This is a genomic window from Marinobacterium ramblicola (genome assembly GCF_019084545.1).
GTDB lineage: Bacteria > Pseudomonadota > Gammaproteobacteria > Pseudomonadales > Balneatricaceae > Marinobacterium_D > Marinobacterium_D ramblicola.
Genome location: NZ_JAHREP010000007.1, coordinates 54,082 through 80,855, shown reverse-complemented (window position 1 = coordinate 80,855; position 26,774 = coordinate 54,082). Strand labels below are relative to the sequence as shown.

The window sequence follows — 26,774 nt, the reverse complement described above, 5'->3', positions numbered from 1 at the left end:
TCGCGTACGTAGAATCTGGAGGTACTTATGACCGATATCAACACCCTGGAGAGCTGGGATCGCGACAACTTCTTCCACCCCTCCACCCACCTGGCCAACTTCGCCCGCGGCGAGATGCCCAACCGCGTCGTGACCGGCGGCGAGGGAGTGTTCATCGAGGATATCAACGGCAACCGGCTGCTCGATGCCTTTGCCGGTCTGTACTGCGTCAACGTCGGTTACGGGCGGCAGAAGGTGATCGACGCGATCAGCCAGCAGGCCAACCAGCTGGCCTACTACCACGCTTACGTGGGCCACGGCACGGAGGCCTCGATCACCCTGTCGAAGATGATCCTCGACCGGGCACCGGCGCACATGTCCAAAGTCTATTACGGCCTGTCCGGCTCCGATGCCAACGAGACCAATATCAAGCTGGTCTGGTACTACAACAACGTGCTCGACCGGCCACGGAAGAAGAAGATCATCTCGCGCTGGCGCGGCTATCACGGCTCAGGCCTGATGAGCGGTTCTCTGACCGGTCTGCAGCTGTTTCACCAGCAGTTCGACCTGCCGCTGAGCCAGGTGGTGCACACCGAAGCGCCCTACTACTACCTGCGCGAGGATGGCGGCCTGTCGGAGGAGCAGTTCTCCGCCCACTGTGCCGAGGAGCTGGAGAAACTGATCCTGCGCGAGGGCGCCGATAGCGTCGCCGCCTTTATCGGGGAACCGGCGCTGGGCACCGGTGGCCTGGTGCCGCCGCCGAAAGGCTACTGGGAGGCGATCCAGCAGGTATTGAACAAGCACGACATCCTGCTGATCTCCGACGAGGTGGTCACCGGCTTCGGCCGTCTGGGCAGCATGTTCGGCTCGGAACACTACGGCATGAAGCCGGATATCATCACCATCGCCAAGGGGCTGACCTCCGCCTACGCGCCGCTGTCCGGCTCCATCGTCTCCGACCGGGTATGGCAGGTGCTGGAGCAGGGCACCGACAAGTTCGGCGTGTTCGGTCACGGCTGGACCTACTCCGCCCACCCGATCGGCGCCGCTGCCGGTATCGCCAACCTGGAACTGGTGGATGAGCTGAACCTGGTCGCCAATGCCGCCGAAACCGGCGCCTACTTCAAGCGGGCGCTGCGCGAGGCGATCGGCGATCACCCCCATGTCGGCGAGGTACGCGGCGAAGGGCTGCTCTGCGCGGTGGAGTTCGTCGACGACAGGGACAGTCGCAAGCGTTACGAACCGCTCGGCACGGTGGGCGGCCAGTTGGCGGCCGCCCTGCTCAAGCGTGGAGTCATCGCCCGCGCCATGCCGCAGGGCGACATCCTCGGCTTCGCACCGCCGCTGTGTATCACGCCGGATGAGTGCGACCAGGTGGTTGCAGCGCTCAAGGATGCAGTGACCGAAGTGCTCGGGTAAGCTCTACGGAACCGATGTTAAGGGGGCGACGGACGCCCCCTCTGCCGTTTTGGAGCCCCCGATGCAGATACCGCTGATCGCCGATATCGACCCCGCCGAGCACGCACTCTGGCGGGAAAGCCTGAATGCCGCCCTGCCCGAACTGGAGATCCTGGCCTCGGAGCGGTTCAGCGACGAGCAGGCCAAGACCCCCGGGTTTGCCATCGTCGCCAACCCCAGGCCGGAGGAGTTGCGCCGTTTCCCCAACCTGAGCTGGGTGCAGAGCCTCTGGGCCGGGGTGGAGAAGATGGTAGGGATGCCGGAGTTGGAACGGATCGCCATCGTGCGGATGCAGGATCCGGAACTGGCGCGGGTGATGGCCGAGGCGGTACTGGCCTGGACCCTTTACCTGCATCGCGAGATGCCCACCTACGCCCGCCAACAGCAACAGAAAGTCTGGCAGCAGCATCTCTACACGCCCGCGTCGGAGCGCAGCGTGGGTGTACTCGGTAGCGGCAACCTGGGGCAGGCGGCGATCCACAGATTGCGCGCCAACGGTTTCAAGGTGTGCAGCTGGAGCCGCTCGCCACAGCAGATTGAAGGCGTATCGCACTACGCCGGTACCGATCAGCTGGAGCCCATGCTCGGCCAATGCGATATCCTGGTCGCCCTGCTGCCGCTGACCGACGAGACCCGTAGGCTGATCGATGCCAAACGGCTGAACCAGCTCAAACCCGGCGCCAGCCTCATCAACTTCGCCCGCGCCGCGATCTTCGACTACGACGCGCTGGTGGAGCGGCTCGACAGCGGCGCGCTAAAGCACGCCGTGCTCGATGTGTTCGAACAGGAGCCGCTGCCGCCGACCAGCCCACTCTGGGCGCATCCGTCGATCACTCTGCTACCACATATCTCCGGGCCCACCGATATCCGCAGCGCCAGCCGTATCGTGCAGCAGAACATCCGCCGCTACCTGAGCACCAACACTCTACCGTCGGCGGTGGATTACCAACGGGGCTATTGAACCGCTCGCCTGCGCATCACCAGCCCTGTCCAACCCGGTTGCCACTGACTGACAACCAGGCCCGCCAAAATCGACAGACAGGCGATCAGCTTGATCGTACCGACCTGTTCGGCATAGAAAATCGCACTGCCGAGCAACCCGAACACCGGCACCAGCAGCGTCAAAGGCGCTACCCTGGACAGGGGGTAGCGCACCAGCAAGCGGTTCCACAGCCAGTAGCCCAGCAGCGTGGTCGGGTAGGCTTGGAACAGCACCGAAAACCAGGCGCTGGCATTAAGCTGTTGCGCCCCTTGCAGTGCGCCATCGAGCCCCAGCCGCCAGCACACCATCAGGAACAGCGGCAGGGGCGCAAACAGCATACCCCAGACGCTAAACGCGAATACGTGCTCTGTTCCCGAACGTTTGACGATCACGCCGGTCAGACTCCAACTGAAGGCGCCCAGCATGACCAGGGCCAATCCAGCGGTCGTCACCGAACCATCTTCAAGCATCAGGCTCACCGACAGCCCCAGGATCGCCAGCAACGCCCCGGCAAGAGACTTCAGCCCAAGCTTTTCCCGCAGCCAAAGCACACCGATCAACAGGCTGAACACCACACTGAGCTGGAGCAGCAAGCCCGCCATACCAGCGGATACACCCGCCTCGATCGACCAGGTCACCATGCCCCAGACACCGATACCGAACACCACCCCATACGCGAGCAGGTAACGCCACGCCACCGCCGGTCGCCGAACAAAAAGAATCGCCGGAAAGGTGGCCAGCGTAAATCGCAGACACGCCAGCAACAGCGGGTCGAGCTGATCGACGCCCAGTTTGATCACCGAAAAGTTGGCGCCCCACAGACACATCACCGCCAGACCGATCAACAGATCCTGAGTTCGCATGATTCTGACTCCCCGTTAAACAGCTAGGAGGGGATTATCGCGCCGGCCAAAAAAGTAAACAGATGCAGTTTTTGACAAAAAAACATATACAGTTATTGGAGAGATAGAGCTGACGGGAAGATAAGGGGTGCGATACAAGCGGCTGGCGCATCGGCTGGTGTCTGCCGGGGCGTTATCTGGAAGGCTATCGTCAACATCGGTCGGTTGGACAATTCGGTCTCAACGCACTGTCACAGGCGGCATTGGCCGACTTTATCGGGACCGGGCAGTACCATACTCACCTGCAGAAAGTACGCTCGCAGTTAAAACAGCAGATATCCGCCTACCAGAGCTTCCTGCAAAACGCCCTAGCGGATAATATTGCGCTCAGCCACCCCTCCGGGGGACTGGTACTCTGGCTGCAGAGCCCCGGCTTGAACTGCAGGGAGCTGAATCGGCGAGCCAGAGAGATAGGGCTGGGTATTCGCCCAGGCTGCGAGTTCACCACGCTCTCACTGTACCAGGACTGCTTGAGGATCAACGCCGGCTGGCCACTGGACTATGAACAGAATGGCCGATATCCGGCGCGCGATGCCCTGCAACAACTGATCGGTCTTATACAACATCCCTGATTTTTCGAGGTCAACATGCCCAAGGCATCCGAACTTAAGCGTGGCCAGGTCGTCGATATCGACGGCAAACTGATGATGGCCCAGAGTATCGACGTGCGTAACCCCACCGCACGCGGCGCCTCCACCCTGTACCGTGTCCGTTTCAGCCAGATCCCGGGCGGCGGCAAGCACGAGGCCACCTACGTCGGCGACGATATCCTCAAGGAGGTGGCGCTGGAGCGGCGCAAGGCGTCCTACCTCTACCGCGAGGACGACCTGTACTACTTCATGGATGCCGAGGACTATAGCCAGTACGGCATCAACGGCTCGGTGATCGAAGACCAACTGCCGTTCCTGGTCGAGAACATGGAGGGGATCATGCTGTCACTGGTGGACGGTAATGCCATCGCCATCCAGTTGCCGCCGATCGTGATCATGGAGATCGTCGAAACCGTGCCCGGCATGAAGGCGGCCAGCGCCACCGGTCGCACCAAGGCGGCGAAGTTCGCCAACGGCCTGGAGCTGCAGGTACCCGAATATCTGGAGACCGGCGAGAAGGTCAAGATCAACACCGAGACCGGCAAGTTCAGCTCCCGGGCATAAGGGAGGCGAACACTCGAAAACGTCACCAGGTAGCATCAATTTAAATTTGTCATAAAGAATCAGTGCATTAGGCCGTTATAAGCTGGTAACCGTTTCGCCCGGACACAGGTTCCGGGCGCATCGGTGCACACTGGCAGAGAACGATAAGGCACACCAGGGAATGCATCGATCAGTCGAGGGGTTAACCCAAAAAAGCGTTACGCGTACCACGTTCATACCGCAGGAACTGTTCTGGCCTTTACTGATCGGGCTCAGTTATCTCTACTCTGCCGTGGCCAGCCTCTCGCTGTACCGACAGGAACAGGATACGCCCCTGTTCTGGTTCTCCAACGCCATCGCCCTGTTCATCCTGCTGTCACGGCCGCTCGCCAACTGGCCGACCCTACTGCTGACGACAGCGCTGGCAAGCCTCGGCGCCCAGCTGTTCGCACTTGGCGACAGCGCCTCGGCGCTGATCCCCCTGCCCGCTCACCTGAGTGAAATACTCGTTGGCGCCCTGCTGTTGAAGCGCTATTGCCGTCCAGCACCCTGCGTCACCCAGGTCGAGCAGTTCCTGAGAGCCCTGCTCTGCGGCAGCCTGATTCCGGCGGCGATCGGTGCCGGCCTGTTCGCCCTTATGCCCGCAACCCAGGGCGGTGTCGTACCGGCTTCGCCCTGGCTGTACTGGTTTGCAGGACACGCCATCGGCAGCGCCGCGATACTGCCCTTGGGGGTGCTGTTGCTGGCCCGTGGCTCCAACCCACTCCGTGCTCTGCTCAAGCAGCCCTACACGCTGCTCGCCATCACAGCAGTATGGGCGCTGGCCGGCCAGGCTTCGCTGCAGCTTGATAATGCTTTCATCTACATCTCCGCCACCCTGATGCTGGTCGCGATCAGCGGCCAGTTCGCCGGCACGGCGGTCACGGTACTGGGCTGTACACTGTTGCTCGGCCGGCTGATTTCGACCGGCACCCTCCCCCATTCCAGCGCGACTGGGGTCGATCTGCTGATATCCTTCTATCCCGCGCTGGTGCTGACCCTGTTACCGCCGATCCTGCTCTCCTGCGTGCTGGAACAACTCAATCTCGCCTCTTCCCGCCTCACCTGCGATGTCACCGAGTCCCGCGAACTGGCGGAAAAAATGGCCTATATGGCCCACCATGACGCCCTGACCGACCTGCCCAACCGCATGTTGTTTGCCGATCGCCTGGCACACGCCTGCGCGGCAGGTCAGCGTCGCAACCACCGCTTCGCCGTGGTGTTCATGGATCTGGACCACTTCAAGCGTGTCAATGATTCGCTCGGACACGGCAGCGGCGACAAGCTGTTATGCGAAGTAGCTCGGCGGCTGACCTCGACACTGAGGGCCAGCGATACCGTCTGCCGTCTCGGCGGCGACGAGTTCGTGCTGCTGCTCGAGGATGTCGACTCCGGTGAACAGGCGATACGGATCGTACGCAAGATCGTCGATAGCCTGAGCGCGCCGGGCCGGCTCGATGATCTCGAACTGGTGATCACGGCCAGCTTCGGTATCGCCCTCTACCCACAGGATGGCCAGGATGCGGACAGCCTGATGAAGCACGCCGATGCTGCCATGTATCGTTCAAAGCGCGACGGTCGCAACTGCATCCACCTGTTTTCGCGCGAGGACGATGACACCGCACTGGCTCGGTTGCAGTTGGAGAACGACATCCGCCACGGGATCCAGAACCGGGAGTTTGTACTCCATTACCAACCGATCGTCGACGCCGAGTCACGTCGCATCGTGTCGGTGGAGGCGCTGGTGCGCTGGTACCGGCCCGGCCAGGGGTTCATCAGTCCCGATCACTTCATCCCGGTAGCGGAGGAGTCCGGGCTGATCCTGCCGCTGGGCGAGCAGTTGCTGGAGCAGGCCTGCGAGCAGTTGTTACGCTGGCGCGGCAGCGAACTGGAGCGCGTGACGATCGCGGTCAACGCCTCGGCGCTTCAGCTCAAAAACCTGGCGTTCGTACACACCGTGGAGCAGACGCTGGCCCGGTACGATCTCGACGGCCGGCAGCTCGAACTTGAGATCACTGAGTCGACGCTGATGGCCGATCCTGAGACGATTCTGCAAACGCTACAGCGGCTCAAGATGCTACGCCTGAGCATCGCCATCGACGATTTCGGTACCGGATACTCAAGTCTGGGCTATCTGAAACGCTTTCCGGTCGATACGGTCAAGATCGACCGCACCTTCGTCCGCGATATGGAGAGCGACGGCAATGATCGAGAGCTGATCCGCGCGATTCTCGCCATGTCACAGAGCCTTGGCTTGGGCGTTATCGCCGAGGGTGTGGAGACCGAGGGACAGGCCCGTATCCTGACCGAGATGGGCTGTCCGCTTCTGCAGGGTTATCTGTTCGCCAAACCCAGTGATCCCGAGTCATTGCTGGCGTTCGCCACCTCTAGCCGCAATGACGGGGACTTGAACAGACCGATCTGATCAACCCTTGAGGTTCCACCCATGCTGCGCCGCCAGGCGCTGGAACTCACGCCACCACTGACGCGCCTGGCGCGCATCCATCACACCCGCATCTTTGCCGTAGCGCTGATGATTGAATGCGCTGCCGATGCTCGGCAGCAACTCACCCAGCCAGGGATAATCCAGTTCCAGCCGACCGAGCCAGGCGCTGGCCGTTTCATGTCGATAGCGCCGCTGCTCCCTTCGCGCCATCCAGGCCTCCAGCGCCGCGAACAGGTGAATCGCGGCCCGTTCCGGTTCACGCTCGAGGCGCGCCAGCAGCCGTCGCTGCAACCACCAGTCCCCGATCCGCCGCCGGTAATACCAGGCCAGGCATACCAACAACAGAAGCAGCAGGAAACCGGTAATCAGCAGCGCTTTGGTGGTCAATCGCGCCCGCTCAAACGCCAACGCCGACTCCAGCACAGGCCTCAGGCTGAGCAATATCAGTCGTTGGGTCAGGCTGATGTTGTCCCGTTTCAGACACTGGTTGGCGTAATCCAGAGCACGCTCCAGCCAGCTGCCCGGCTCCTCACCGGGCTTATCGCTGACCAGGAACACCACCCACCCCTGACCCGGCAGATAGATCTCGGACCAGTAGCCGGCATGCTCGCTGGTGACCTCCCAGATGCCGCTCAGGGGGTGCTGCAGTTTGGAGCTGTAGCCGGTGGCGATACGCGCGGGGACACCCTCGCAGCGCATCATCAGCACCATCAGGCTCAGCTTCTGCCCGGCGCTCAGGCCATTTTCCATAAACCACTGCGGATCCAGCCAGCTGAAGTCCGACAGCCCCGCGGCCGACTCGCGCTTGTCCAGATCGTGCAACAGGTAGTACTCGATCTGCCTCGCCGCCGCCATCGGTTCACGTCCGCTCGCCAACCGATGGCTCAGTTCGCACAGCGGCCTCGCCACCGCGGGTATCTGCAACCAATCGCCCCCCTTGACCGGGTCCGGGAACAGCCGCCGACCATCGACCCGCCCCTGAGTCGACAACACCTCATATTTGAGTCCTGGCTCCATCCTGTCCGGCAGGTAGAGATTGCCCTGGGCATCGATGCGCAGTACGGTTGCCGGCAGCTCGATACGAAAAGCATGAGGCATCAGCGGTAACGCCGTGCCCGGCGTCTCCACCACCTCGATGCGCTGTCGCCTTGCCTCACGCCGCGCAGTTGCGTCACGGTCAAATACGCCATGGTTCAGACGATAGAAGCTGTCGCCGCCGGCCGGGTGTGTGCGCGACCAGCTGGAACCGTCAAACTGGTCGAACACCAAGGCCCGCAGGAACGCCGGCCGCTCCCCCTCGACCCTCAGCAGCAGCTCCGGCGCGGTGTCCCCGCCCCCTGCACCTAGCCTCAGCACAGACTCCGTACCCCATGCCGTCCGGGCTGTCCCTTCCGGTCCAACACCCCCTGAGCCGCTCTCGCCACTGCTGCCACTGCTGCTGCCACTACTGCCGGAGCCAGCCGTCGCCTGTTGATCCGCCATCGCCTCCCACTGGCGGTCGCCATATCGCAGCTCCAACCCCTGGGGCAGCAGCTCGTATCGCGCTGGTTCGGGTTGCGGCAGCAGCCAATACAACAGCGCCGAGAGCAGCAGAATCATCACAAAGACCGGTACCGCCGCCAGCGCGCTGCCGGCGCCCTGATACTGAGCGACCTGCTGCCGCACAGCGGACAGCTGCAACTGCATCAGCACCAGCACGACACTGAACAGATAGGCCACCAGCCGCAGGGCGAAACTCTCCTGCTCGATCACCGCATAAAGCATCAAACCGACCGAGCCGAGGATCAGCATGAACACCTCACGCCGAGTAGCCAGGGTGAAACCGATCGCCAGCAGCAGAAATATCACCAGTTTCAACAGGGCGCTCAGCAACTGCCCCTGCCAAAACAGCGGCAGCACCAGCAACACTCCCGCGCCGACGCTGATCAGCTTCATCACCCGCATCCAGGGTTGGGGCTGGAGGTTGTAGCAGTAGCCGGTGAACAGAGCGAAAGCGGAGAGCAGGCTGAACAGGTTCGCCGCCCAGCCAAACAGTGCCAGGGTCAACATGAGCCACAGCGACAGGAAAACGCCGGCGGACAGTCGCGTCATCTGCCAAACACCTCCGATAGATTCGCCCCTGACTGCACCCAGTACAGACTATCGCCAATCGGGCCTGAGCGGCGGTCCGGGTCGGTTCCGGGGGGATGACGGAAACTGCCGGCATCGAACAGCACCTGCATCGGCCGTTGATCGATACGCTGGCTCGGCAGCGGTGTTGCCGGCATATCCCCAGGCGTTTCTACGGTATGGAACAGCAGCAGCCGTCCCTGTCGCCCGGCCAGGGCGGCAGCCTGTTCCACAGCCTGGAGATAGGGCAGTCGACAATCCGCCTCGACCTCGGACAGATACTCCAGCAGGTGGCGATAGTGATGCCAGCCGCTGTCCGGCGCCAGCCAGCGGGCGCCGGATGGCTGCAGGCAGAACACACCTACCCGGTGTCCGTTGTCGATGGCGAACTGCGCCAGAGAAGCCGCAATACGCACCGCATATTCGAAGCAGCTCTCCCGCCCGCGGCCGACATTCGCTTCCGGCTGGGCGTCGAGTACCACGATCAGTTCCACATTCTCGATCTGCTCGTACTCGCGTACGATCCACTCGCCGCGTCGCGCCGAGGCGCGCCAATGGATATGGCGCATGCTGTCACCGCGACGATACTCCCTGACCCCGGCAAAGCTGTCCTGGCCGCGACTCACCGGACCGATCTGGTGACTGTCGGTGGGAAAACCGCCGCGCCCCGACAGCGGCATACCGGAGATGGGAAAGGTACTGGGCAGGACACGCATCTCGGTCAGGCTGTCGTCGAGGCGGGTCGAGACGCTGAGCAGGGCCAGCGGAAACTCGGACCGCACCACCAGCGGCCCGATGGTATGCACACCGCGCCGCTCGCAGCGGATGCGGTATCGAAACTGCTGGGTGCCGGAGAGCCGCGCTATCAGCACCGGATAATCCGGCTGGTCCAGAAAGGGCATCAGATCACGTATCTGCAACATGTAACGGGCGAAGAAACCCCGTGCCCTCAACCTGAGTGTCACCTCGATCTCATCCCCTTCGTGACTCTCCTCGGGCAGCTGGCGACTGACGCTGACGCCGCGAATGTTGCGGCTGGGCAACCAGTACCCGGCTACCAGCGTGGCAACCAGCAGCACGCCGAACTGGTAGAGGCTGACCTCACCCGTGTTATAGGCCGCCAGCAGCACACCCAGGGTCAGCATCCCCAGCCAAAAGCCGGGGTTGTGCAGTACCCGGCGTAACGCGGCGGGGTTCACAGCTTCTGCGTCTCGTTCAGTACCGGCGGCGCAACCTGCTCGATCAGGGCACGAACCAGATCCTCCTCGCGCAGTTTCTTCATCCGCGCCGGCTGGCTCAGGATCAGTCGATGGGCCAACACCGGCACCGCCACCTTGACCACCTGATCGGGCGTCACATAGTCGAGACCGTCGATCAGCGCCGCCGCCCGTGCCGCCCTCATCAACGCCAGCGCACCCCGGGGGCTGGCACCGAGCTCAAGGTCCGGATGTTCACGGCTGGCGCGTACCAGGTCGGCGATGTAGCCCAGTACCGCGTCATCGATATGCACCCGTTCCACCGCCTGCTGCAGTTGGCGCAGCTCGGCGATGCCGATCACCGGCTCAAGCGTATCGATGGGATGGCCCAACGCCTGCTGCTGCAGGATACGGATCTCCGATTCCCGGTCCGGATAGCCCATCGACAGGCGCATGAAAAAACGGTCCAGCTGCGCCTCCGGCAGCGGATAGGTGCCGTGGTACTCCACCGGGTTTTGCGTGGCGATCACCATGAACACCTCGGGCAGAGCCCGGGTCACCCCCTCCACGGTCACCTGTGACTCGGCCATGCATTCGAGCAGGCTGGACTGGGTGCGTGGCGAGGTGCGGTTGATCTCGTCCGCCAGCAGCACGTTGCAGAACACCGGCCCCGGCACGAAGTCGAAGCGGTGCTCCTGCTGGTTGAAGATCGACACGCCGGTGATATCGGAGGGCATCAGGTCCGGTGTGCACTGGATGCGACGGAAATCGAGGTCGATACTGCGGGTCAGCGCCCGCGCCAGCATGGTCTTACCCAGCCCCGGCACATCCTCGATCAGCAGGTGGCCGCGGCAGATCAGGGTGATCAGACTGAACGTCAGGGTACGGTGCTTGCCGACAATGGCGCGCGCCATATTATCGTGCAGAGACTTGAACAGCTTGCGGGTGTCGCTCATCCTGGCCCTCCGACTCGGTATGTGGGGAGGAACAGAAGGCGGTCCGCTCTAGGGAGAGAGATGACGAATAACTATCCCTGTAACTCGCCGATGGAACCTCCTGTTCCTGCTGCGAGGGTAAGGGCTGAGAAAGGTCCCGTCAATCGAACCTTGCGGCTAGAATGGCACTCATACTTTCAACGTCATACCTTCAGCAACCCGAACAGGGAATGGACACAGGAGACACAAGATGCGTTGCCATGAAGTAGATTACGAGATCATCGGCGCCGAGATGCAGCTGGTCGAGGTAGAGCTCGATCCCGGCGAAACGGTGATCGCCGAAGCGGGCGCCATGACCTACATGGAGCAGGATATCGACTTTGAGACCAAAATGGGCGACGGCTCCAACCCCGACGAAGGGATCATGGGCAAGCTGTTCTCCGCCGGCAAGCGGATGTTCACCGGCGAGTCGATCTTCACCACTCACTTCACCAACCGCGGCGCCAGCAAGCGCCGAGTCGCCTTCGCCGCGCCCTACCCCGGCAATATCGTCCCGCTCAATATGGCGGAGATCGGGCAGAGGATCACCTGCCAGAAGGACGCCTTCCTCTGTGCCGCGCTGGGCACCAAGGTCAGCATCGCCTTCAACCGCCGTATCGGCTCCGGCCTGTTCGGCGGCGAGGGTTTTATCCTGCAGACCCTGGAGGGTGACGGCATGGCCTTTATCCAGGCCGGCGGCACCGTGGTACCGAAAAAGCTCAACGGCGAAACCCTGCGTGTCGATACCGGCTGTCTGGTCGGTTTTACCGAGGGGATCGATTACGACATCCAGCGCGCCGGCAACCTGAAGTCGATGATCTTCGGCGGCGAAGGGCTGTTCCTGGCCACCCTGCGCGGTACCGGTACCGTCTGGCTGCAGAGCCTGCCGTTCTCGCGCATGGCGGATCGGATCATCGCCGGCGCGCCGAGCTCAGGTGGCAGCGACAAGGGCGAAGGCTCGGTCCTCGGCGGCCTGGGCCGGCTGATCGATGGCGACCGCTGATTTCAGCGGCCGATACTGGCTACCGGAGTCGTCGACCTCGCCGAATCCGGTGCGCCCGCCAAATCTGAGCGCAACTTGATGGAGGTCAGGCATTTCCGACGCCAGTCGGACAATTAGGAATTTTTCCTAGATTTGTCCAAATTGAATACTGGTACACTCCGCGGGGTTGATGGCTGATCCCTACAGCCGACTCAACTACTGGATAGTGCTTTCTTATGAGGATTCAAAGGATGAAACAGGCCCTTGCCATTCTGGCGCTTGCCGCCACTTCTGCCACCTTCGCAACCGCCACCTCGGCCCAAGGCGTCTACGTCTTCGGCGACCTGGGTCAGTCCGACTTCGATCTCGGCAGTGCGCCGGGCTTCTCGGTCGATGAAACCGATACCATGTACGGCATCGGCGTTGGCTACAGCTTCAATGACTACTTCTCCGCGGAACTGGGCTACGTCGATCTGGGCGAGAGCACGATCTCAACCAACGCTCCGATCAGCGGCACTGTTTTCGGCAGCAGCTTCTCTATCGATGGCAAATTCGCCATCGACGCCACCGGTGTCTTTTTCGGCGTGCGCGGCGATCTGCCGGTCTCCGATTCCGTCGACCTGTTCGCCCGTGCCGGTATGCTGAGCTGGCAATCCGATGCCTCTTTCTCCGGCACCATCACCATCGATGGCGACACCTTCACCAGCGGTTCGGGTGAACTCGATGACGGTACCGATCCCTACCTCGGTCTGGGCGCCAGCTACGCGTTCAATGACAATGTATCGGTCAACGCGCAGTGGAATCGCTACATGCTGGACATGCTCGGTGAGGATCTGGACATCGACACCCTGTCCGTCGGCCTTGCCTACCGCTTCTAGTCAGGCGGCTCGCCAAGCTCGATGTAAAAAACCGCAGCATCCTGCTGCGGTTTTTTATGTACGTCGACACTATCAGCTTCAGATCGGAACCTCGATCTCTGCCTCAAGCAAGGCTTTCAACTGGTCGATCGACATCGGCTTGCTGAACAGATAGCCCTGCACCTGATCACAACCATGACGACGGATGAAATCCAACTGAGCCTGGGTTTCCACCCCTTCGGCGACCACCTTGAGATTCAGGTTATGCGCCATATCGATGATGGTGCGAACGATCACCTCATCGTCGCTATCGTCACCGATATCGCGAATGAACGAGCGATCGATCTTGAGCGTGTTGATCGGCAACTGCTTCAGTCGACTGAGCGAGGAGTAAGCGATGCCGAAGTCATCGATTGCCAGGCGCACGCCAAGCCCGCGTATCTGGTTCAGGTACTCATGCAGATGCGCCTCCTCCGACGCCACCACCGCCTCGGTCACCTCCACCTCCAGCAGCTCACCCGGAAAACCGGTGCTGTTCAGCGTAAACTCGATCCGCTCATGCAGGCCGCGATGGATAAAATGCGCCGGGGAAAAGTTCACCGCCAGCGTCAGGGCAGGGCGCCCTCCCGCCGCAAGTGACATCAGATCCTGACAGGCGCGCCAGGTAACGAACTCATCGATCTCGCCGACCAGGCCACAATCTTCCGCCAGGGGAATAAACTCCTCCGGGGAGATGCTGCCCTCATGCTCGTCGAACCAGCGCACCAACGCCTCTACACCGGCGATACTGCCGCTCATGGCGTCATATTTGGGCTGGTAGTACACCTGCAGACGCTGCTCGGCCACGACATTGCGCAGCTTGCCCTCCAGCATCAATCGACGCTCCGAACGGGCGTTCATCTCCTTGGCGTAAAAGCTGAAGCGGTTACGGCCGACATCCTTGGAGAAGTACATCGCAGTGTCGGCATTTTTCAGCAATGTACCGGCATCCTGGCTATCGTCCGGACACACGCTGATACCCAAGCTGGTGGTGACACGCAGGCTGTAGCCATCAATCTCCACCGGCTGATTGATCGCCTGGATCAGCTTCCCCGCCACCTCGGCCGCCGCATCGGGCGTGGTTTCGACCAGTAGAACAGCGAATTCGTCACCACCCAGTCGGGCCAGGGTATCCGTTTCGCGCAGCAATCCGCTCAACCGTTTGGCGAGCTGAACCAGCAGGCGATCACCGATTGCATGGCCCAGGGTGTCGTTGATCGCCTTGAAACGATCGAGATCCAGGAACATCACTGCCAGCTGGTGCCCTGTGCGCCGTGCAATCGCAATACTGCGTTCCAGATCGCGATCGAATGTCATCCGGTTGGGCAGGCCGGTCAATGCATCGTGAAACGCCTGATGCTCAAACTGCCGGGTTAACTCAAGCAGTTCGGTGGTTCGCTCGCTGACCTTCGCTTCCAGTTCTGACTGTGCCTGCTGCAGCTCCCTGTCGCGCTGTTCGATCTCATCCAGCATGGCGTTGAAATCATCCGCCAGTTCACCGATCTCATCCGAGGTGGAGCACTGCGCCCTCAACCGGTAGTTCCGTGTGCGTGTGATGCCCCTGGCTGTTTTCGCCAGCTGCAGGATCGGCGCGGTAACGAAGCGTTGCGACAGGCTGGCCAGGCCCACGGCCACCAAAACCGACACCAGGAACAGGACCGACACGATGCTCAGACGCTCCCGCTGCAGTGCATCCCACTGTTTCGGTTCAAACAGCAGCACCACCCGCCCCAGCTGTTCGCCATCGAACACGACCGGTTTGTTGACATAGAGGTAACCGCGAAAATCGCCCCGCTCTCTGGGCGGCAGCTCCAGGCTTAGCGCCTGCCCTTGGCGCATATGGCTGGCAAACGGCTCGCCCTGCGCATCGAACAGCATCGCCGCCACGATCTCCTGGTCGTTTTCAAGCGTCGCCAGGGTTCGTCGGGCCGACTCCGTGTCGTTGAACAGCAGAGCAGAAACGCTATTGCCGCTGATAATCGCCGCCTGCGCCCCCATCCGGTCGAAGATGGTCGAGCGCATGTTGTTCCAGTCGTTGACGGCAAATCCCAGGCTTGCCAGTGCCAGCACCGCCGTGCTGACCAGAATCAGCACAACCGTCAGCTTGCGCCGCAGCGAACGGCGCCCCAGATTCATTTGGCCCTCCTTGGAGCGTCGATAATATGGGCAAGTTTAAGCAGTTCTGAACTCATGGAGAGCTGACGCATTTTCAATTCATTGGTATCGATTTCAAATCCGATGCTGCTACCACGCCGGACCAGATTCATGATCACCCCCGAATACGCGACACCCTGGCCCTCCTCTTCGGTCAGGTCGGCGATGGTCAGCACCGGTTTGCGCTCAGTGGAGCCGTATATCTCCGCCATATACTGCGGCAGCTGTTCGGCAGCGATCAGCAACACTCTGCACCCGTCACTCGTCGACAGGTTCTGGATCAACCTGCTTGCCATCGGCAGTCCGTTCACACTTTTGTTCAGGATCATCTCGACACCGGGACCGAGTAAGTCCTCGCGGTAGTAACACAAGGTGAATGCGTCGGCCGGAACCGGCAGCCGCTCGGCGGGCCAACCGACGAACTTTACAATATTCAGGATAAATGCCGCTTTTACACGACTTACCCGCTCATCGCTCGGACCGGCCAGAGCGACTGACGAGAACAGCACACCGATCAGGCATAGCCGCGACCACACGGCCAACCTGTGTAGTCGGCTGCGTCGTGCATCGAGAGCTCGAGTCCAGCGAAATCGGATCAAAGCGTCATATCCCAGGTCAGGCGCAACCAGATCTCACGCTCACTACGCTCGTTACTGTATTTATTGCCGAAGTCGGCAGCCGGATCGTATACCCGTCGATCGAACAGATTGTCTATCCCATAGGCATAGGACCAGTCCGGCGCCAGATAACCAAAGCCGTAGAGGTTGGCGATGTAGAAACTGCCCTCATCGTCCTCGCTGAAACCGTTCCAGTCATCCCGCGCCTGATTGTAAATCAGCGAAAAACCCAGTGTATGCGAGGGTCTAAAGCGATAGTCCATCTGCAGACTGCCGGTCCAGCTGGAGACATAGGGTATCGCCTGATCGCCATCGACCCGCTCCAGGTAGGCCAGACCTGCCCTCAGGTTCAGATGCTCGGATGGTTTGGCATTGAGCAGCGCTTCCATACCGTTGAGCTGCACTTTCACATCGGTATTGGCAAAGTACTCATCGGCATCATCCGGTGTCGGCATCTCGATGATGAAATTGGTCAGCTCGCTTCGATACAGGTTGAGGCTGAGGTTGGCGTTATCCCACTGGTAGAGATAGCCGAGCTCGATCTGCTCGATCTCCTCCGGCTCCAGTGGCGGCGGCACGAAGCTGGTACCTTCGAGCACCTTCAGATACTCGCGCAGGGTCGGCGTTCTAATCGCGCTGCCGTACTGCAGCTTCCAGGTTTGCGAACTTTCCGGGGTGTATACCAGGGCGGCGCGCTGGTTCCAGTGTCCGCCGAACTCCTCGAACTTGTCGTAACGTGCGCCCAGGGTCAGGTCCAGCTCGGGCGCGAGACTCCAGACATCCTGCAGATAGAATGCATAATCGTCGTTTGAGATACCGGGGCTCGACAATAGATCACCGGTCTCCGGCGGCGTCAGATAGCCGGCCGCAAAATGGTAGTTACGCTGATAACGGGTATTCTCCGCCGACTCATGCTCCCAGCTGACCCCCGCGGCCAGCACATGCCGGTCCAGGCGTTTGAACCCGGTCACCTTACCGCCGGCCATCCAGGCGTCCTGATACTCCTCGTAGCCGAGAGTATCGCCCGTATTCTCGATTTCGTATTCGCGGGCGTTGTCCAGATGGTAGTAGAAGGTGCTTTCAATACGGCCTGTTTCGACGCTCCCGCGCTCGTAGTTCGCCGACAGCACCAGCGATTCGGCGTCGACATAGGCATCCTGGGTATCGGGTATGAACAGGAACGGGGTCTCCTCCCTGGCATAGTTCATCGACAGCGTCAGTCCATCGATCGGTGAGCCCTTGACCAGCAGGTTTCCGAACTCCTCGTCCAGCGGCTGAACGGTATCCCCACCGATGAAGCTCTTGCGTCCCTCGCGAAACGGCGCATCCTGCTGCAGGTAACTGCCGAACGCCTGGAGGCGCTCGCTGTTATAGAGCAGCGTACCCTTGCCCCGGTCGTTGTTGGCGGTTTCCAGGGTTGCACCCAGGCTATCGCTGCTACTGAACTCACGGGTGGTGATCGAGACAATGCCGCTTAGCGCGTTGGCGCCATAAAGGCTCGATGCAGGGCCGAGTATCACCTCCACCCTCTCGATCGCTTCCAGTGGCAGATTGTCGCCAAGAGAAAAATGGCCATAGTAGAGGTGGCGTATGCGCGCGCCATCGACCATCAACACCATCTTATCGTTGTAACGGTCGATCATCCCCCGCGACCAGATCGACCGATGCCGCTTGCGATACTGGTTCAACTGCAATCCCGGCACGAATGCCAGCAGGTCATCCAGCCTGCGTACGCCGAAACGGGCAAAATCGCTGCGATCAAAGGTATAGACGGTTCCCGGCGCCCGGTTGATCTGGGTCGGCAGCAGCGAGGCCGATGTGAACACCTCCAGCGACATCAGCTCTTTCAATGACATCGCCGAGAGATCGACCTCCTCTTCGGCAACGGCGGAAGCGCACACGGGGCAGGCAATCAACAGTGCCAACAACGATTTTCGTAGAGCGCGGCGACTGGTCTCTCTGTATTCCAGCCTATCGCTTAAAGAATGGTAGCCCACAGCTATCTACCCCTCGGTACAGAACCCCAATACGCCATCGCAAACAGGCATGCAAAGCACGCACATGCCAAGGGTATCTATTACCATTTTTTTACCATGGATACATTGATACAGATGTCGGATAGCAATCGACGCAAAAAGCCCCACCGAAAGTAGGTGGGGCTTGCCACCAAGACGCGGTGAGGCGTATTACTCCACGATCGACAGGCTGTCCAGATAGGCCTTGTCGGAGATATTGGTCCACTTGCGAGCCCGCTGCAGATAGCTCTGCTGGCTGTCGATGATCTCGGCCGCCAGCGGATCCGCTGCAGCCTGCTCCTTCAGCAGACGCTCGGTGGTGTCACGCAACGCCTTGATCACCTCGGACGGGAACACTTTGTGAGTGACGTCCGGGTACTCCTCCTTCATCTTGTCCCAGGCCAGGCTGTTCATATGGGTGCTCTGGGTATACATGTCGTAAGCCGCTGTACGCATCGCCACGCGCAGGATCTCCTGCAGATCCTCCGGCAGTCCGTCCCAAACCTTTTTGTTGACCAGGAACTGTACCTCGGCCGCCGGCTCCTGCCAGCCGGAGTAGTAGTACTTGGCAATGCGATGGAAGCCCATCGGCAGATCCAGTGCCGGACCGACCCACTCCAGCGCATCGATGGTGCCGCGCTCCAGCGAGGTGTAGAGCTCACCCGGCGGAATGTTGGTCACCGCAACACCCAGCTCGGACATCACCTCACCGGCAAAGCCCGGGGTACGCATCTTCAGACCCTTCAGATCCTCAACCGAGTTGATCTCCTTGCGGAACCAACCACCCATCTGGTTGCCGGTGTTGCCGCCCGGAAAGGAGAGCATGCCGTGCGGCTCATACACCTTTTGCATCAGCTCCATACCGCCGCCGTGATAGAACCAGGCGTACTGCTCCGGTACTGTCATGCTGAACGGCACGGTGGTGAAGTACATGGTGTTGGGCACCTTGCCCTTGTAGTAGTAGGACGCGGTATGACCCATGTCGTACTGACCCGACTTCACCATATCGAAGATACCGAAGGGGGCCTTGTGCTTGTTGGAGGAGTCGATACGGATCTTCAGTCGGCCCGCCGACATCTTCTCAGCCATATCCGCCATATGCTGGGTTGTCTCACCCAGGATCGGGGAGTTGGGCCCCCAGGTCTCGGCGAGTTTGAGGGTATAGCTCTCTTCGGCTTGCGCCGACGCTCCCGCGAACGTCAGCAACGCCGCGAGCAGCGCAGCCGGTTTGAACAGGGCAATGCGTGTTTTCATCTTATTAAGTCCGTTTGTAGTTATCTTGACTGTTCGATCAACGGACAGATAGTAACCCGACACCGCACGGTTCTGAACCCCAGTACAACTGACGCCATACGACGACGCTATATATACTCAGTACCTCCAGTCACAACCGATTCAAGGAGGAAGCGATGAACCTTCCCAGTTCCGTGCAGTTCGTTTTGGCAGCGGTCGCGCTAGTGCTTATCATCACCGCCATCGTCATACCACCAAGCAAGTGGATCGACTACTTCAAAACCAGGACCGGCCTAGGCGTTCTCAAAGGGATCATATTGGCACTGGTGTTCGGCGCCGCCTTGGCGTTCGTCCCCAAACTGTTCGCCGCCGAATCCGGCATGTTCTTCAAGGATGCCAGCGTCTACCTGGGTCTGGACCACGTGAAAAAACTCAGCCCCCAGTGCGAGCGCGGCGGTGTCGACGAGCGCTGGACCTCGAACCTCGGCATGCGCGTCAACATCTACCAGAGTGGCGACGAGCGCTTCCGCACCAACGCCAAATACACCCACCACAGCTGCATGCTGGGCGAGGACTCTGCTGGTTACGACGCCATAGGCGTGGAGCTGGAGTACAAGTTCTGGTCGCGCTAGGTCGATAGCCTGAGACCGGTGCTGAACATAGCGGCAACCAGAAGCCTCGCTGCGGTCTACCCCTGTGCGCCTGCAATTCATCGACTAGCCTTAACTCAGATCACCATAAGAGTTGAACGAGGCTGGCTATGCCGGACGCGGAGCACAAGATCACCGTTTACTATGACGGCGCCTGTCCCCGCTGTAGACGGGATCGCAAAAACTACGAACGACTGGATCCCGAAGCAGGCAAGCGCGTCGAGTGGTTCGACATAACGGGGCGGGAGCAGGAGCTGATCGAGCTGGGTATCGACCCGCGCAAGGCGCTGACGGAGCTGCATATCCGCACCGCGGACGGTCGTATTCTGTCGGAGCTGGATGCCTATCGTGTGCTGATGGCCCGCATCCCCCGTTACCGGCTGCTCGGTCTTATCATCGGTCTGCCGCTGATAAGACCGGTCGCAAGCCGGCTATACCACCGGTGGGTAACCCGACGGCTCAGAAAAGAGGGTCGGATTTGAGATGAGCGTTCAATAATGAAAGGAAGCGGCAACAACGCCGCTTCCTTTCTGACCTGAGGTTCTCCAGCCTAATCCGCGCTACGCGCTACTCGCGTTCACCCACCGGAATCATGATGTGTGCATAGGGCGTATCACCCCACATCACATAAGGCCCTCCAGCATGCGGATCCGTCGTGATCCCGCCCAGCGCCGCCTTTGGCACAACGATCATTAAATGAGGCCCCTCCTTGATATAGTCCTCGGCACTGGCATGGTCAGCATGATAGGGATCAGAATTACTTACCCCACCATCGCCTTGAAGCATATAAGAGAACCCCATCTGCTTCGCTTCAAACGGCGCCTTGCTGCCTACTGCCTGAAGCATCTCCATCCACACCGCATCATTACAGATCGGCGAGTTATCGCCCGGCAACGTCTCGGGCAGACAGACCCAACCGTTGCTCCCTTCCGCCAATACTTTTCCCTGGTACATCACGGTTGCATCCGCACTCACCATGGAGGGCGCCGCAGACCGCGCGCGTTCGATCAAAGCCTGCTCATCCTCGGCCTGTACCGCAGGCGAGACCAGAATCAATCCGGATACCAGTCCACCAATCAACCTGTTCATCTTCGTCTCCCGTTTTTATGATGGACACGTTCGATGGAAGTCTTCGCAGGAGTTCTGCGTAGCCTTCAGGTATCTAAGTGTAGTGCAGGGAGGAAAGGCCGCAGCGAAACCGAGTGGTCAGCACGAAATAAAAAGGTAAACCCGCCGTCTAAACAGCGAAAGGGAAGAAGTAGTAAGAAATTGACTGGAAAAACTGGCCGCCCGGAGGGATTACTGGGCTTCGCCTCGCCCTTCGGGCCGCTGCCTGCGGCAACGTTGTCTCGCTACGCTCGACTCGAACCCATCGGGGATTGTCGCCCTCCAGGCGTCGAAGCACTGAAAAGGCATCAGCAGGATACTGAACGTAGGAGAGATATTGAAAAACTGGCGCGCCCGGAGGGATTCGAACCCCCGACCAACAGGATCGGAACCTGCTACTCTATCCAGCTGAGCTACGGGCGCGCAAAGGAAGTGTTTGCGGAGCGCAATGTTACCGATCTGTGTGCGGTTTGCAAGCGCGATTTCCTCTGCGCGGGTGCTGGACGGCCGGGAGGGCGCGGCCATACTATAAGCGCAACTTAATTTTGGGCTTGCCGCCATGACTTACTGTGTTGCGATGAAACTGGCCGAGGGGCTGGTGTGTGTGGCCGACTCGCGAACCAACGCGGGCGTGGACAATATATCCACCTTTCGCAAGCTGTTTACCTTTGGCAACGGCCGCGACCATGCCCTGGTGCTGCTCAGTGCCGGCAACCTGGCCACCACCCAGAGTATCGTCGAACTGCTGAAGCGGCGTATTGAAGAGGCCGAAGAGAACCTGATGACGCTGCCGTCGATGTATGACGAGGCCGCGTATATCGGCAGGCTGATGCGGGAGATCATCGATCGCGACACTCATCCGCAGCAGAGCCAGGGGGTCGATCTCGGCTGCAGCCTGCTGCTCGGCGGCCAGATCCGTGGCGAGGAACCACGCCTGTTCCTGATCTACCCACAGGGCAACTTTATCGAGGCCAGTGCCGAGACCCCGTTCTTCCAGATCGGCGAGTTCAAATACGGCAAGCCGATCCTGGATCGCATCATCAAGCCCGATACTCCGCTGGAAACGGCGCTGACCTGCGGATTGATCTCAATGGACTCAACGATCAAAAGTAACCTGACGGTCGACCTGCCGCTGGATGTGCTGATCTACGACAAGGACAGCTATAGCCTGGAGCGTACCCGCCAGATCAGTGCTGAGGATGAGCAGTTTCTGGCCCTGCGTAAAGCCTGGGGCGAAGGCATACGTGAATTGTTCAACCGTTTGCCCAATACCGAGCTTTAACCTGTCGCAAGACTAAGGTCCGCCTTTTCGTGCGGGCTTTTTTGCCGGTATAATCCCTGACCAGTTTTTTGGTGCAGTTTTGCCTGCCTCGCGTGGGGTGTGCAGACAAGCTGCCAAGCCCATTTCCTGACAAGAGGTTGTGACTGTGAACAAATTTGCTGCCAATGCTGTTAAAGCACTTGCCGCACTGGGCCTGGGACTGGCGCTGACCAGCACCGTACAGGCTGCCACTTCCGATGAGGCGATCATCGAGCGTATCAAGCCGGTCGGCGAAGTCTGCATCCAGGGCGATGAAAGCTGCGGCGGCGCAGCCGCGGCGGCAACCGCTTCGACCGGTGGCGCCCGTAGCGGTGAAGAGATCTACAACGGCAAGTGTGCCGCCTGCCACGGCTCCGGCGTGCTGGGCGCTCCGAAATTCGGCACCAGCGAGATGGCCGACCGTCTGGCCGAGAAGGGTCTGGACACCCTGCTGAGCAATGCGCTTAATGGCATTAACTCCATGCCGCCGCGTGGTACCTGTGCCGACTGCTCCGACGACGAGATCAAGTCTGCCATCGAGTACATGGCGAACGGCGGCTGATATTCAGCACCCGTGCCATCGAAAAGGCCACCTCCGGGTGGTCTTTTCTGTTTCAGGAACGCGGATTCAGCAATCCAGTCCATCCAATAGCGAAGCAAGCGTCGCTCTGCCCCGCGCCTTGTTGCGTTCGGGATTCACCTGCCCCAGCCCCTCGGTTTCGATATCCTCCGGCGGCAGCTCCTCCAGGAAGCGGCTTGGCGCGCACTCCACCTCCTCACCGAACTGGCGCCGTTTTTTGGCCAGGGTCATCGCCAGGGTCTGCTTGGCGCGGGTGATGCCGACATAGGCCAGGCGGCGCTCCTCCTCGATGGTATCGGACTCGATGCTGTTGCGGTGCGGCAGCAGCTCCTCCTCCATCCCCATCAGGTAGACATGGGGGAACTCCAGCCCCTTGCTGGCGTGCAACGTCATCAGCTGAACCCGGTCGGAGTCGTCTTCCTCCTCCTGTCGATCGAGCATATCGAGCAGCATCAGCCGCGCAATCGCCTCTTGGATGCCGGCATCCGGGTCCTCCTCCTGCAGACGCTCCAGCGTAGAACGCAGGGAGTCGACCAGGAACCAGACGTTCTGGATCCGCTTGTCGGCCACCGCATCGCTGGAGCAGTTCTGCCGGATCCAGTCCTCGTATTCGATCTCGGCGATCAGTTCGCGGATGGCAGCGATCGGGTCGCCCTGCAGGCAGCGCTGATACAGGCTCTCGAGCATATGGCAGAAACGACGCAGGCGCTCGACGGCGCGCTCCGGCAACACCTGCTCCAGGCCGATCTCGCCACAGGCATCGAACAGGCTGATATGGCGCTCGTTGGCGTAGTGGCCCAACCTCTCCAGCGTGGTCGGCCCGATCTCCCGCCTGGGCAGGTTGATGATGCGCAGAAAGGCGTTGTCGTCCTCGCGGTTGACCAGAACCTTCAGGTAGCCCATCAGGTCCTTGATCTCGGCGCGGGCGAAGAAGGAGGTGCCGCCGTTGAGCTTGTACGGCACCTGGTAGCTCTGCAGTTTCATCTCCAGCAGGCGTGACTGGTGGTTGCCGCGATAGAGCACGGCAAAGTCGCGGAACTGGATCTTCTCACGCAGATGGCGATCCAGAATCTCGGTGGCGATGCGGTCGCACTCGGCATCCTCGTTGCGGGTATGGATCACCCGGATAGGTTCGCCGAAGCCCATCTCGCTCCACAGCGTCTTGTCGAACACGTGCGGGTTGTTGGCGATCAGGGTGTTGGCCGCCTTCAGAATCCGGCTGGTAGAGCGGTAGTTCTGCTCCAGCTTGACCACCTTGAGACCGGGAAAATCCTCCTGCAGCTGCGCCAGGTTCTCCGGCCGGGCGCCGCGCCAGGCGTAGATCGACTGGTCGTCATCGCCGACCACGGTCAGCGCCGCGCGGTGGCCGACCAGCTGGCGCACCAGGCGGTACTGCGACAGGTTGGTGTCCTGATATTCGTCCACCAGCAGGTAGCGGATGCGGTGCTGCCAGCGCTCCAGTACGTCGGGCTGTGCGGTGAACAGCCGCACCGGCACCAGAATCAGGTCGTCGAAATCAACCGCGTTGTAGGCGCGCAGATGGCGGTTGTAGGCCTCGTAGGCGCGCGCGGACAGGATCTCATGCGGCCCCTGCGCCAGCTCCAGCGCCTGCTGCGGCTCGATCATGTCATTCTTCCAGGTCGAGATCTGGTGCTGCACCATCTGTACATGATCGGCATCCTCGTCGTGATGGATCAGCAGGTCGCGCAGCAGCGCCTTGCTGTCCTGATCGTCGAAGATCGAGAAACCGGGCTTGAACCCCAGCGCCTTGTGTTCGCGGCGGATGATATTGAGGCCCAGGTTGTGGAAGGTAGACACGGTCAGACCACGGCTGGCCTTGCCCTGGATCAGGTTGCCGACACGCTCCTTCATCTCGCGGGCGGCCTTGTTGGTAAAGGTCACTGCCGCAATGTGGCGCGCCTCGATGCCGCACTGCTGAACCAGGTAGGCGATCTTGCGCGTGATCACGCTGGTTTTGCCCGATCCGGCACCGGCCAGAACCAAGAGCGGCCCACCGATATAGTGGACCGCCTCTTGCTGACGGGGGTTCAGCTTGCTCATAGCACCTCAAATAACACTAAATATTTCCGCAACCTGGCCGCTATAGGATTGAACACTCTCTTCAGATGATTCTGAAGTTGGTAGCCTAAGAGACTGATCCAAAACGACTTAAACGCATGTTTAAAGCCGGATTTTAACGTGGTACTCTGGCGCGGCCCTGCTATTTTAAAGGGGGCACTATCGCAAGTGAAATGCAATTTTAAGCGCGATTCGCCCTCCGTACCTCCAGCAGTTTCAAAAGGACCGGCAGATGCTGGCATTAGAACAGGCAGTTCAAGCGGAAGAGCAGCCCCTGCTGCTTCTGGACCCGACAGCACGGCTCAAGCCGCTGCTGCAATCGGTGCTGCTGCCTGAAGACGGTTTCACACTGCACGCCTGCGCCAGTTTCAGCCAGCTTGAGCGGCAACTGCACGACCGGGCACTGCTGCTCTGTTATACCCATGACCGCCAGGCACTGCAGAGTCAGCTCAAGCAGATCCAGCTCAAGCATCCCGGCTTGCCGATCATCATCTTTAACGACCACCTGACCGACGCCGATCCGACGCTGTTGGTACGCCAGCCGCTGATCGACCAGCTCTGCCTGCAGCAGCTGAACCGGGATCTGCTGCTGCGCTCCCTGCGCTACGCCCAGTGCACCCGCCGCAGTCAGGATGCACTGGCACAGCTGAAGATCACCGATCCGCTGACCGGAGTTGGCAATCGTCAGTACTTCTATCAGGCGCTGCTCAACGAGTTGCAGCAGGGGCAGCAGTTGGCGCTTATCACCGTCGATTTCGACGGCTTCAGCCGCTTCAACAACGAGTACGGTCATGATGCCGGTGACGAAGTGGTGCTGGAGCTGAGCCGCCGCCTGCACCGCTGCAAGGGTACCCGGCACCTGGCCCGCATCGGCAGCGACGAGTTTGCCCTGGTACTGCCGGTGGATGAGTGCGATGTTATCGAACACCGCAGCAAGGAGCTGATCGCCGAGCTGGTCGCCGAGCTGATGCCGGATTACAGCTTCGGCGATGGCGAGAAGTCGCTCAGCTGCAGTATCGGGGTCGCGTTCTCACCCCAGCACAGCAGTGAGTTCGACACTTTGATCAAGCAATCAGGCCTGGCCCGCATCCGCGCCAAAGCCCTGAACGGCCTGAGCTACGCAATATTCGACCAGAAGCAGGACCAAAGCGGCAACGCCGATATCACCCTGGAACCGGAGCTCTGGCGCGCACTGCAGAAGGGTGAGTTCGTATTGCACTACCAGCCGCGTATCGACCTGCGCACCGGCTGCATCACCGGCGCCGAAGCGCTGATCCGCTGGCAACACCCCGAGCGCGGCCTGATCCGGCCGGACGATTTTATCCCCGCCTGCGAGAAATCAGGGCTGATCGTACCGATCGGTTACTGGGTCATTCAGCAGGCCGGGCGCGATATGAAACTGATCCGCGAGGCGGGTCTGCACGGCCATATCGGCGTCAACCTGTCATTCCGGCAGTTCCAGGATACCTACCTGGCACGCACCATCGAACGCCTGATCGAGCAGTTCAATATCGATGCCTCGATGCTGGAGTTCGAGCTGACCGAAACCGCACTGTTCAGCGACGAGCTGCATGTCAAAGAGTGTATCCGCACGCTGAGCGCCCACGGCATCGAGTTCTCACTGGACGATTTCGGCACCGGCTACTCCTCCTTCTCGCTTTTGCAGAAGCTGCCGATCACCAAGTTGAAGATCGACAAATCGTTTATCGCCGGCGTGCCGGGTAACGCGGATGACGAAGAGATCGTGCGCGCCATCGTCAGCCTCGCCCACAACCTGCAGAAGAGCGTGATCGCCGAAGGGGTGGAAACCAAGGCCCAGCTCGAGTTCCTGATCAAACAGGATTGCGACCAGGTGCAGGGCTACTTCTTCAGCCCCCCGGTCAGCCTTGAGCTGTTCCTGAAGATGCTCGGTGCCAACGAGATGCAGGCGCGCTGACGCCCGC

22 protein-coding genes, 1 tRNA gene and 1 other RNA gene are annotated in these 26,774 nt (G+C 60.5%); 12 read left to right on the top strand and 12 right to left on the bottom strand.

Annotated elements, in window-relative coordinates; translation table 11 throughout:
- The first annotated feature begins 27 nt into the window (after positions 1 to 27).
- Both KQ940_RS07095 and KQ940_RS07090 read left to right on the top strand, forming a co-directional pair.
- Entirely contained in the window at positions 28 to 1,398 is a 1,371-nt protein-coding gene (locus KQ940_RS07095; RefSeq protein WP_217412743.1) for an aspartate aminotransferase family protein, read from the top strand.
- A 61-nt stretch (positions 1,399 to 1,459) separates the two neighbouring features.
- Positions 1,460 to 2,398 (top strand): 2-hydroxyacid dehydrogenase, encoded by a 939-nt coding sequence (locus tag KQ940_RS07090; RefSeq protein WP_217412742.1) that lies wholly within the window; start codon positions 1,460 to 1,462, stop codon positions 2,396 to 2,398.
- On the opposite strand, the gene KQ940_RS07085 is transcribed toward KQ940_RS07090, so the two are convergent.
- Positions 2,392 to 3,282 (bottom strand): EamA family transporter, encoded by an 891-nt coding sequence (locus tag KQ940_RS07085; protein ID WP_217412741.1) that lies wholly within the window; start codon positions 3,280 to 3,282, stop codon positions 2,392 to 2,394. The genes KQ940_RS07090 and KQ940_RS07085 overlap by 7 nt on opposite strands.
- A 242-nt stretch (positions 3,283 to 3,524) precedes the next feature.
- Here KQ940_RS07085 and KQ940_RS07080 point away from each other — a divergent pair, with 242 nt between their 5' ends.
- The 3 genes from KQ940_RS07080 to KQ940_RS07070 all read left to right on the top strand — a co-directional run bounded on the left by KQ940_RS07080 (position 3,525) and on the right by KQ940_RS07070 (position 6,918).
- Positions 3,525 to 3,893: an aminotransferase-like domain-containing protein gene (locus tag KQ940_RS07080; protein ID WP_217412740.1), complete on the top strand. Its 369-nt coding sequence runs from the start codon at positions 3,525 to 3,527 to the stop codon at positions 3,891 to 3,893.
- Between the two features lie 15 nt (positions 3,894 to 3,908).
- Positions 3,909 to 4,475 (top strand): elongation factor P-like protein EfpL, encoded by a 567-nt coding sequence (gene efpL, locus KQ940_RS07075; protein ID WP_217412739.1) that lies wholly within the window; start codon positions 3,909 to 3,911, stop codon positions 4,473 to 4,475.
- A 160-nt stretch (positions 4,476 to 4,635) separates the two neighbouring features.
- Entirely contained in the window at positions 4,636 to 6,918 is a 2,283-nt protein-coding gene (locus tag KQ940_RS07070) for a putative bifunctional diguanylate cyclase/phosphodiesterase (RefSeq protein WP_217412738.1), read from the top strand.
- On the opposite strand, the gene KQ940_RS07065 is transcribed toward KQ940_RS07070, so the two are convergent.
- From KQ940_RS07065 to KQ940_RS07055, 3 genes are read right to left on the bottom strand one after another with little or no spacing between them, the layout of a single operon-like run.
- Entirely contained in the window at positions 6,919 to 9,030 is a 2,112-nt protein-coding gene (locus KQ940_RS07065) for a transglutaminase TgpA family protein (RefSeq protein WP_217412737.1), read from the bottom strand. It lies immediately after the preceding gene.
- A complete protein-coding gene (locus KQ940_RS23050) occupies positions 9,027 to 10,247 on the bottom strand; it encodes a DUF58 domain-containing protein (protein ID WP_217412736.1) in 1,221 nt (406 codons plus the stop codon). The genes KQ940_RS07065 and KQ940_RS23050 overlap by 4 nt, the downstream gene beginning before the upstream one ends.
- Positions 10,244 to 11,200 (bottom strand): AAA family ATPase, encoded by a 957-nt coding sequence (locus KQ940_RS07055; protein WP_217412735.1) that lies wholly within the window; start codon positions 11,198 to 11,200, stop codon positions 10,244 to 10,246. The genes KQ940_RS23050 and KQ940_RS07055 overlap by 4 nt, the downstream gene beginning before the upstream one ends.
- Positions 11,201 to 11,429: 229 nt before the next feature.
- Here KQ940_RS07055 and KQ940_RS07050 point away from each other — a divergent pair, with 229 nt between their 5' ends.
- Both KQ940_RS07050 and KQ940_RS07045 read left to right on the top strand, forming a co-directional pair.
- The gene (locus KQ940_RS07050; RefSeq protein ID WP_217412734.1) at positions 11,430 to 12,221 is read left to right on the top strand and encodes a TIGR00266 family protein; all 792 of its coding nucleotides are present in this window, start codon (positions 11,430 to 11,432) and stop codon (positions 12,219 to 12,221) included.
- 230 nt (positions 12,222 to 12,451) lie between these two features.
- Entirely contained in the window at positions 12,452 to 13,078 is a 627-nt protein-coding gene (locus KQ940_RS07045; RefSeq protein WP_217412733.1) for an outer membrane beta-barrel protein, read from the top strand.
- Between the two features lie 78 nt (positions 13,079 to 13,156).
- Here the strand turns inward: KQ940_RS07045 and KQ940_RS07040 are convergent, their stop codons facing one another.
- The 4 genes from KQ940_RS07040 to KQ940_RS07025 form a co-directional block, all read right to left on the bottom strand.
- Complete coding sequence (locus KQ940_RS07040) at positions 13,157 to 15,232, bottom strand: putative bifunctional diguanylate cyclase/phosphodiesterase (RefSeq protein WP_217412732.1); 2,076 nt, start codon at positions 15,230 to 15,232, stop codon at positions 13,157 to 13,159.
- A complete protein-coding gene (locus tag KQ940_RS07035) occupies positions 15,229 to 15,786 on the bottom strand; it encodes a YfiR family protein (RefSeq protein WP_217412731.1) in 558 nt (185 codons plus the stop codon). The genes KQ940_RS07040 and KQ940_RS07035 overlap by 4 nt, the downstream gene beginning before the upstream one ends.
- A 59-nt stretch (positions 15,787 to 15,845) precedes the next feature.
- Positions 15,846 to 17,792, bottom strand: a complete 1,947-nt coding sequence (locus KQ940_RS07030; RefSeq protein WP_217412730.1) for a TonB-dependent receptor plug domain-containing protein — start codon at positions 17,790 to 17,792, stop codon at positions 15,846 to 15,848.
- Positions 17,793 to 18,053: 261 nt separating this feature from the next.
- Positions 18,054 to 19,136: a TRAP transporter substrate-binding protein gene (locus KQ940_RS07025; protein ID WP_217412729.1), complete on the bottom strand. Its 1,083-nt coding sequence runs from the start codon at positions 19,134 to 19,136 to the stop codon at positions 18,054 to 18,056.
- A gap of 155 nt (positions 19,137 to 19,291) precedes the next feature.
- Here KQ940_RS07025 and KQ940_RS07020 point away from each other — a divergent pair, with 155 nt between their 5' ends.
- The gene (locus KQ940_RS07020) at positions 19,292 to 19,747 is read left to right on the top strand and encodes a hypothetical protein (protein WP_217412728.1); all 456 of its coding nucleotides are present in this window, start codon (positions 19,292 to 19,294) and stop codon (positions 19,745 to 19,747) included.
- 128 nt (positions 19,748 to 19,875) lie between these two features.
- Positions 19,876 to 20,247: a thiol-disulfide oxidoreductase DCC family protein gene (locus tag KQ940_RS07015; protein WP_217412727.1), complete on the top strand. Its 372-nt coding sequence runs from the start codon at positions 19,876 to 19,878 to the stop codon at positions 20,245 to 20,247.
- Positions 20,248 to 20,332: 85 nt separating this feature from the next.
- On the opposite strand, the gene KQ940_RS07010 is transcribed toward KQ940_RS07015, so the two are convergent.
- From KQ940_RS07010 to KQ940_RS07000, 3 genes are all read right to left on the bottom strand, one after another.
- Complete coding sequence (locus KQ940_RS07010; RefSeq protein WP_217412726.1) at positions 20,333 to 20,854, bottom strand: hypothetical protein; 522 nt, start codon at positions 20,852 to 20,854, stop codon at positions 20,333 to 20,335.
- A 194-nt stretch (positions 20,855 to 21,048) separates the two neighbouring features.
- Positions 21,049 to 21,171: non-coding RNA, RtT sRNA (locus KQ940_RS07005), on the bottom strand.
- Between the two features lie 47 nt (positions 21,172 to 21,218).
- A tRNA-Arg gene (locus KQ940_RS07000) sits at positions 21,219 to 21,295 on the bottom strand.
- A gap of 136 nt (positions 21,296 to 21,431) precedes the next feature.
- Here KQ940_RS07000 and KQ940_RS06995 point away from each other — a divergent pair.
- Complete coding sequence (locus KQ940_RS06995; protein WP_217412725.1) at positions 21,432 to 22,154, top strand: proteasome-type protease; 723 nt, start codon at positions 21,432 to 21,434, stop codon at positions 22,152 to 22,154.
- 145 nt (positions 22,155 to 22,299) lie between these two features.
- Complete coding sequence (locus tag KQ940_RS06990) at positions 22,300 to 22,734, top strand: c-type cytochrome (protein ID WP_217412724.1); 435 nt, start codon at positions 22,300 to 22,302, stop codon at positions 22,732 to 22,734.
- 66 nt (positions 22,735 to 22,800) lie between these two features.
- Here the strand turns inward: KQ940_RS06990 and rep are convergent, their stop codons facing one another.
- Positions 22,801 to 24,813, bottom strand: a complete 2,013-nt coding sequence (gene rep / locus KQ940_RS06985; RefSeq protein ID WP_217412723.1) for a DNA helicase Rep — start codon at positions 24,811 to 24,813, stop codon at positions 22,801 to 22,803.
- 250 nt (positions 24,814 to 25,063) lie between these two features.
- Between rep and KQ940_RS06980 the strand changes: the two genes are divergently transcribed.
- The gene (locus KQ940_RS06980) at positions 25,064 to 26,767 is read left to right on the top strand and encodes a putative bifunctional diguanylate cyclase/phosphodiesterase (protein WP_217412722.1); all 1,704 of its coding nucleotides are present in this window, start codon (positions 25,064 to 25,066) and stop codon (positions 26,765 to 26,767) included.
- Positions 26,768 to 26,774 lie beyond the last annotated feature (7 nt).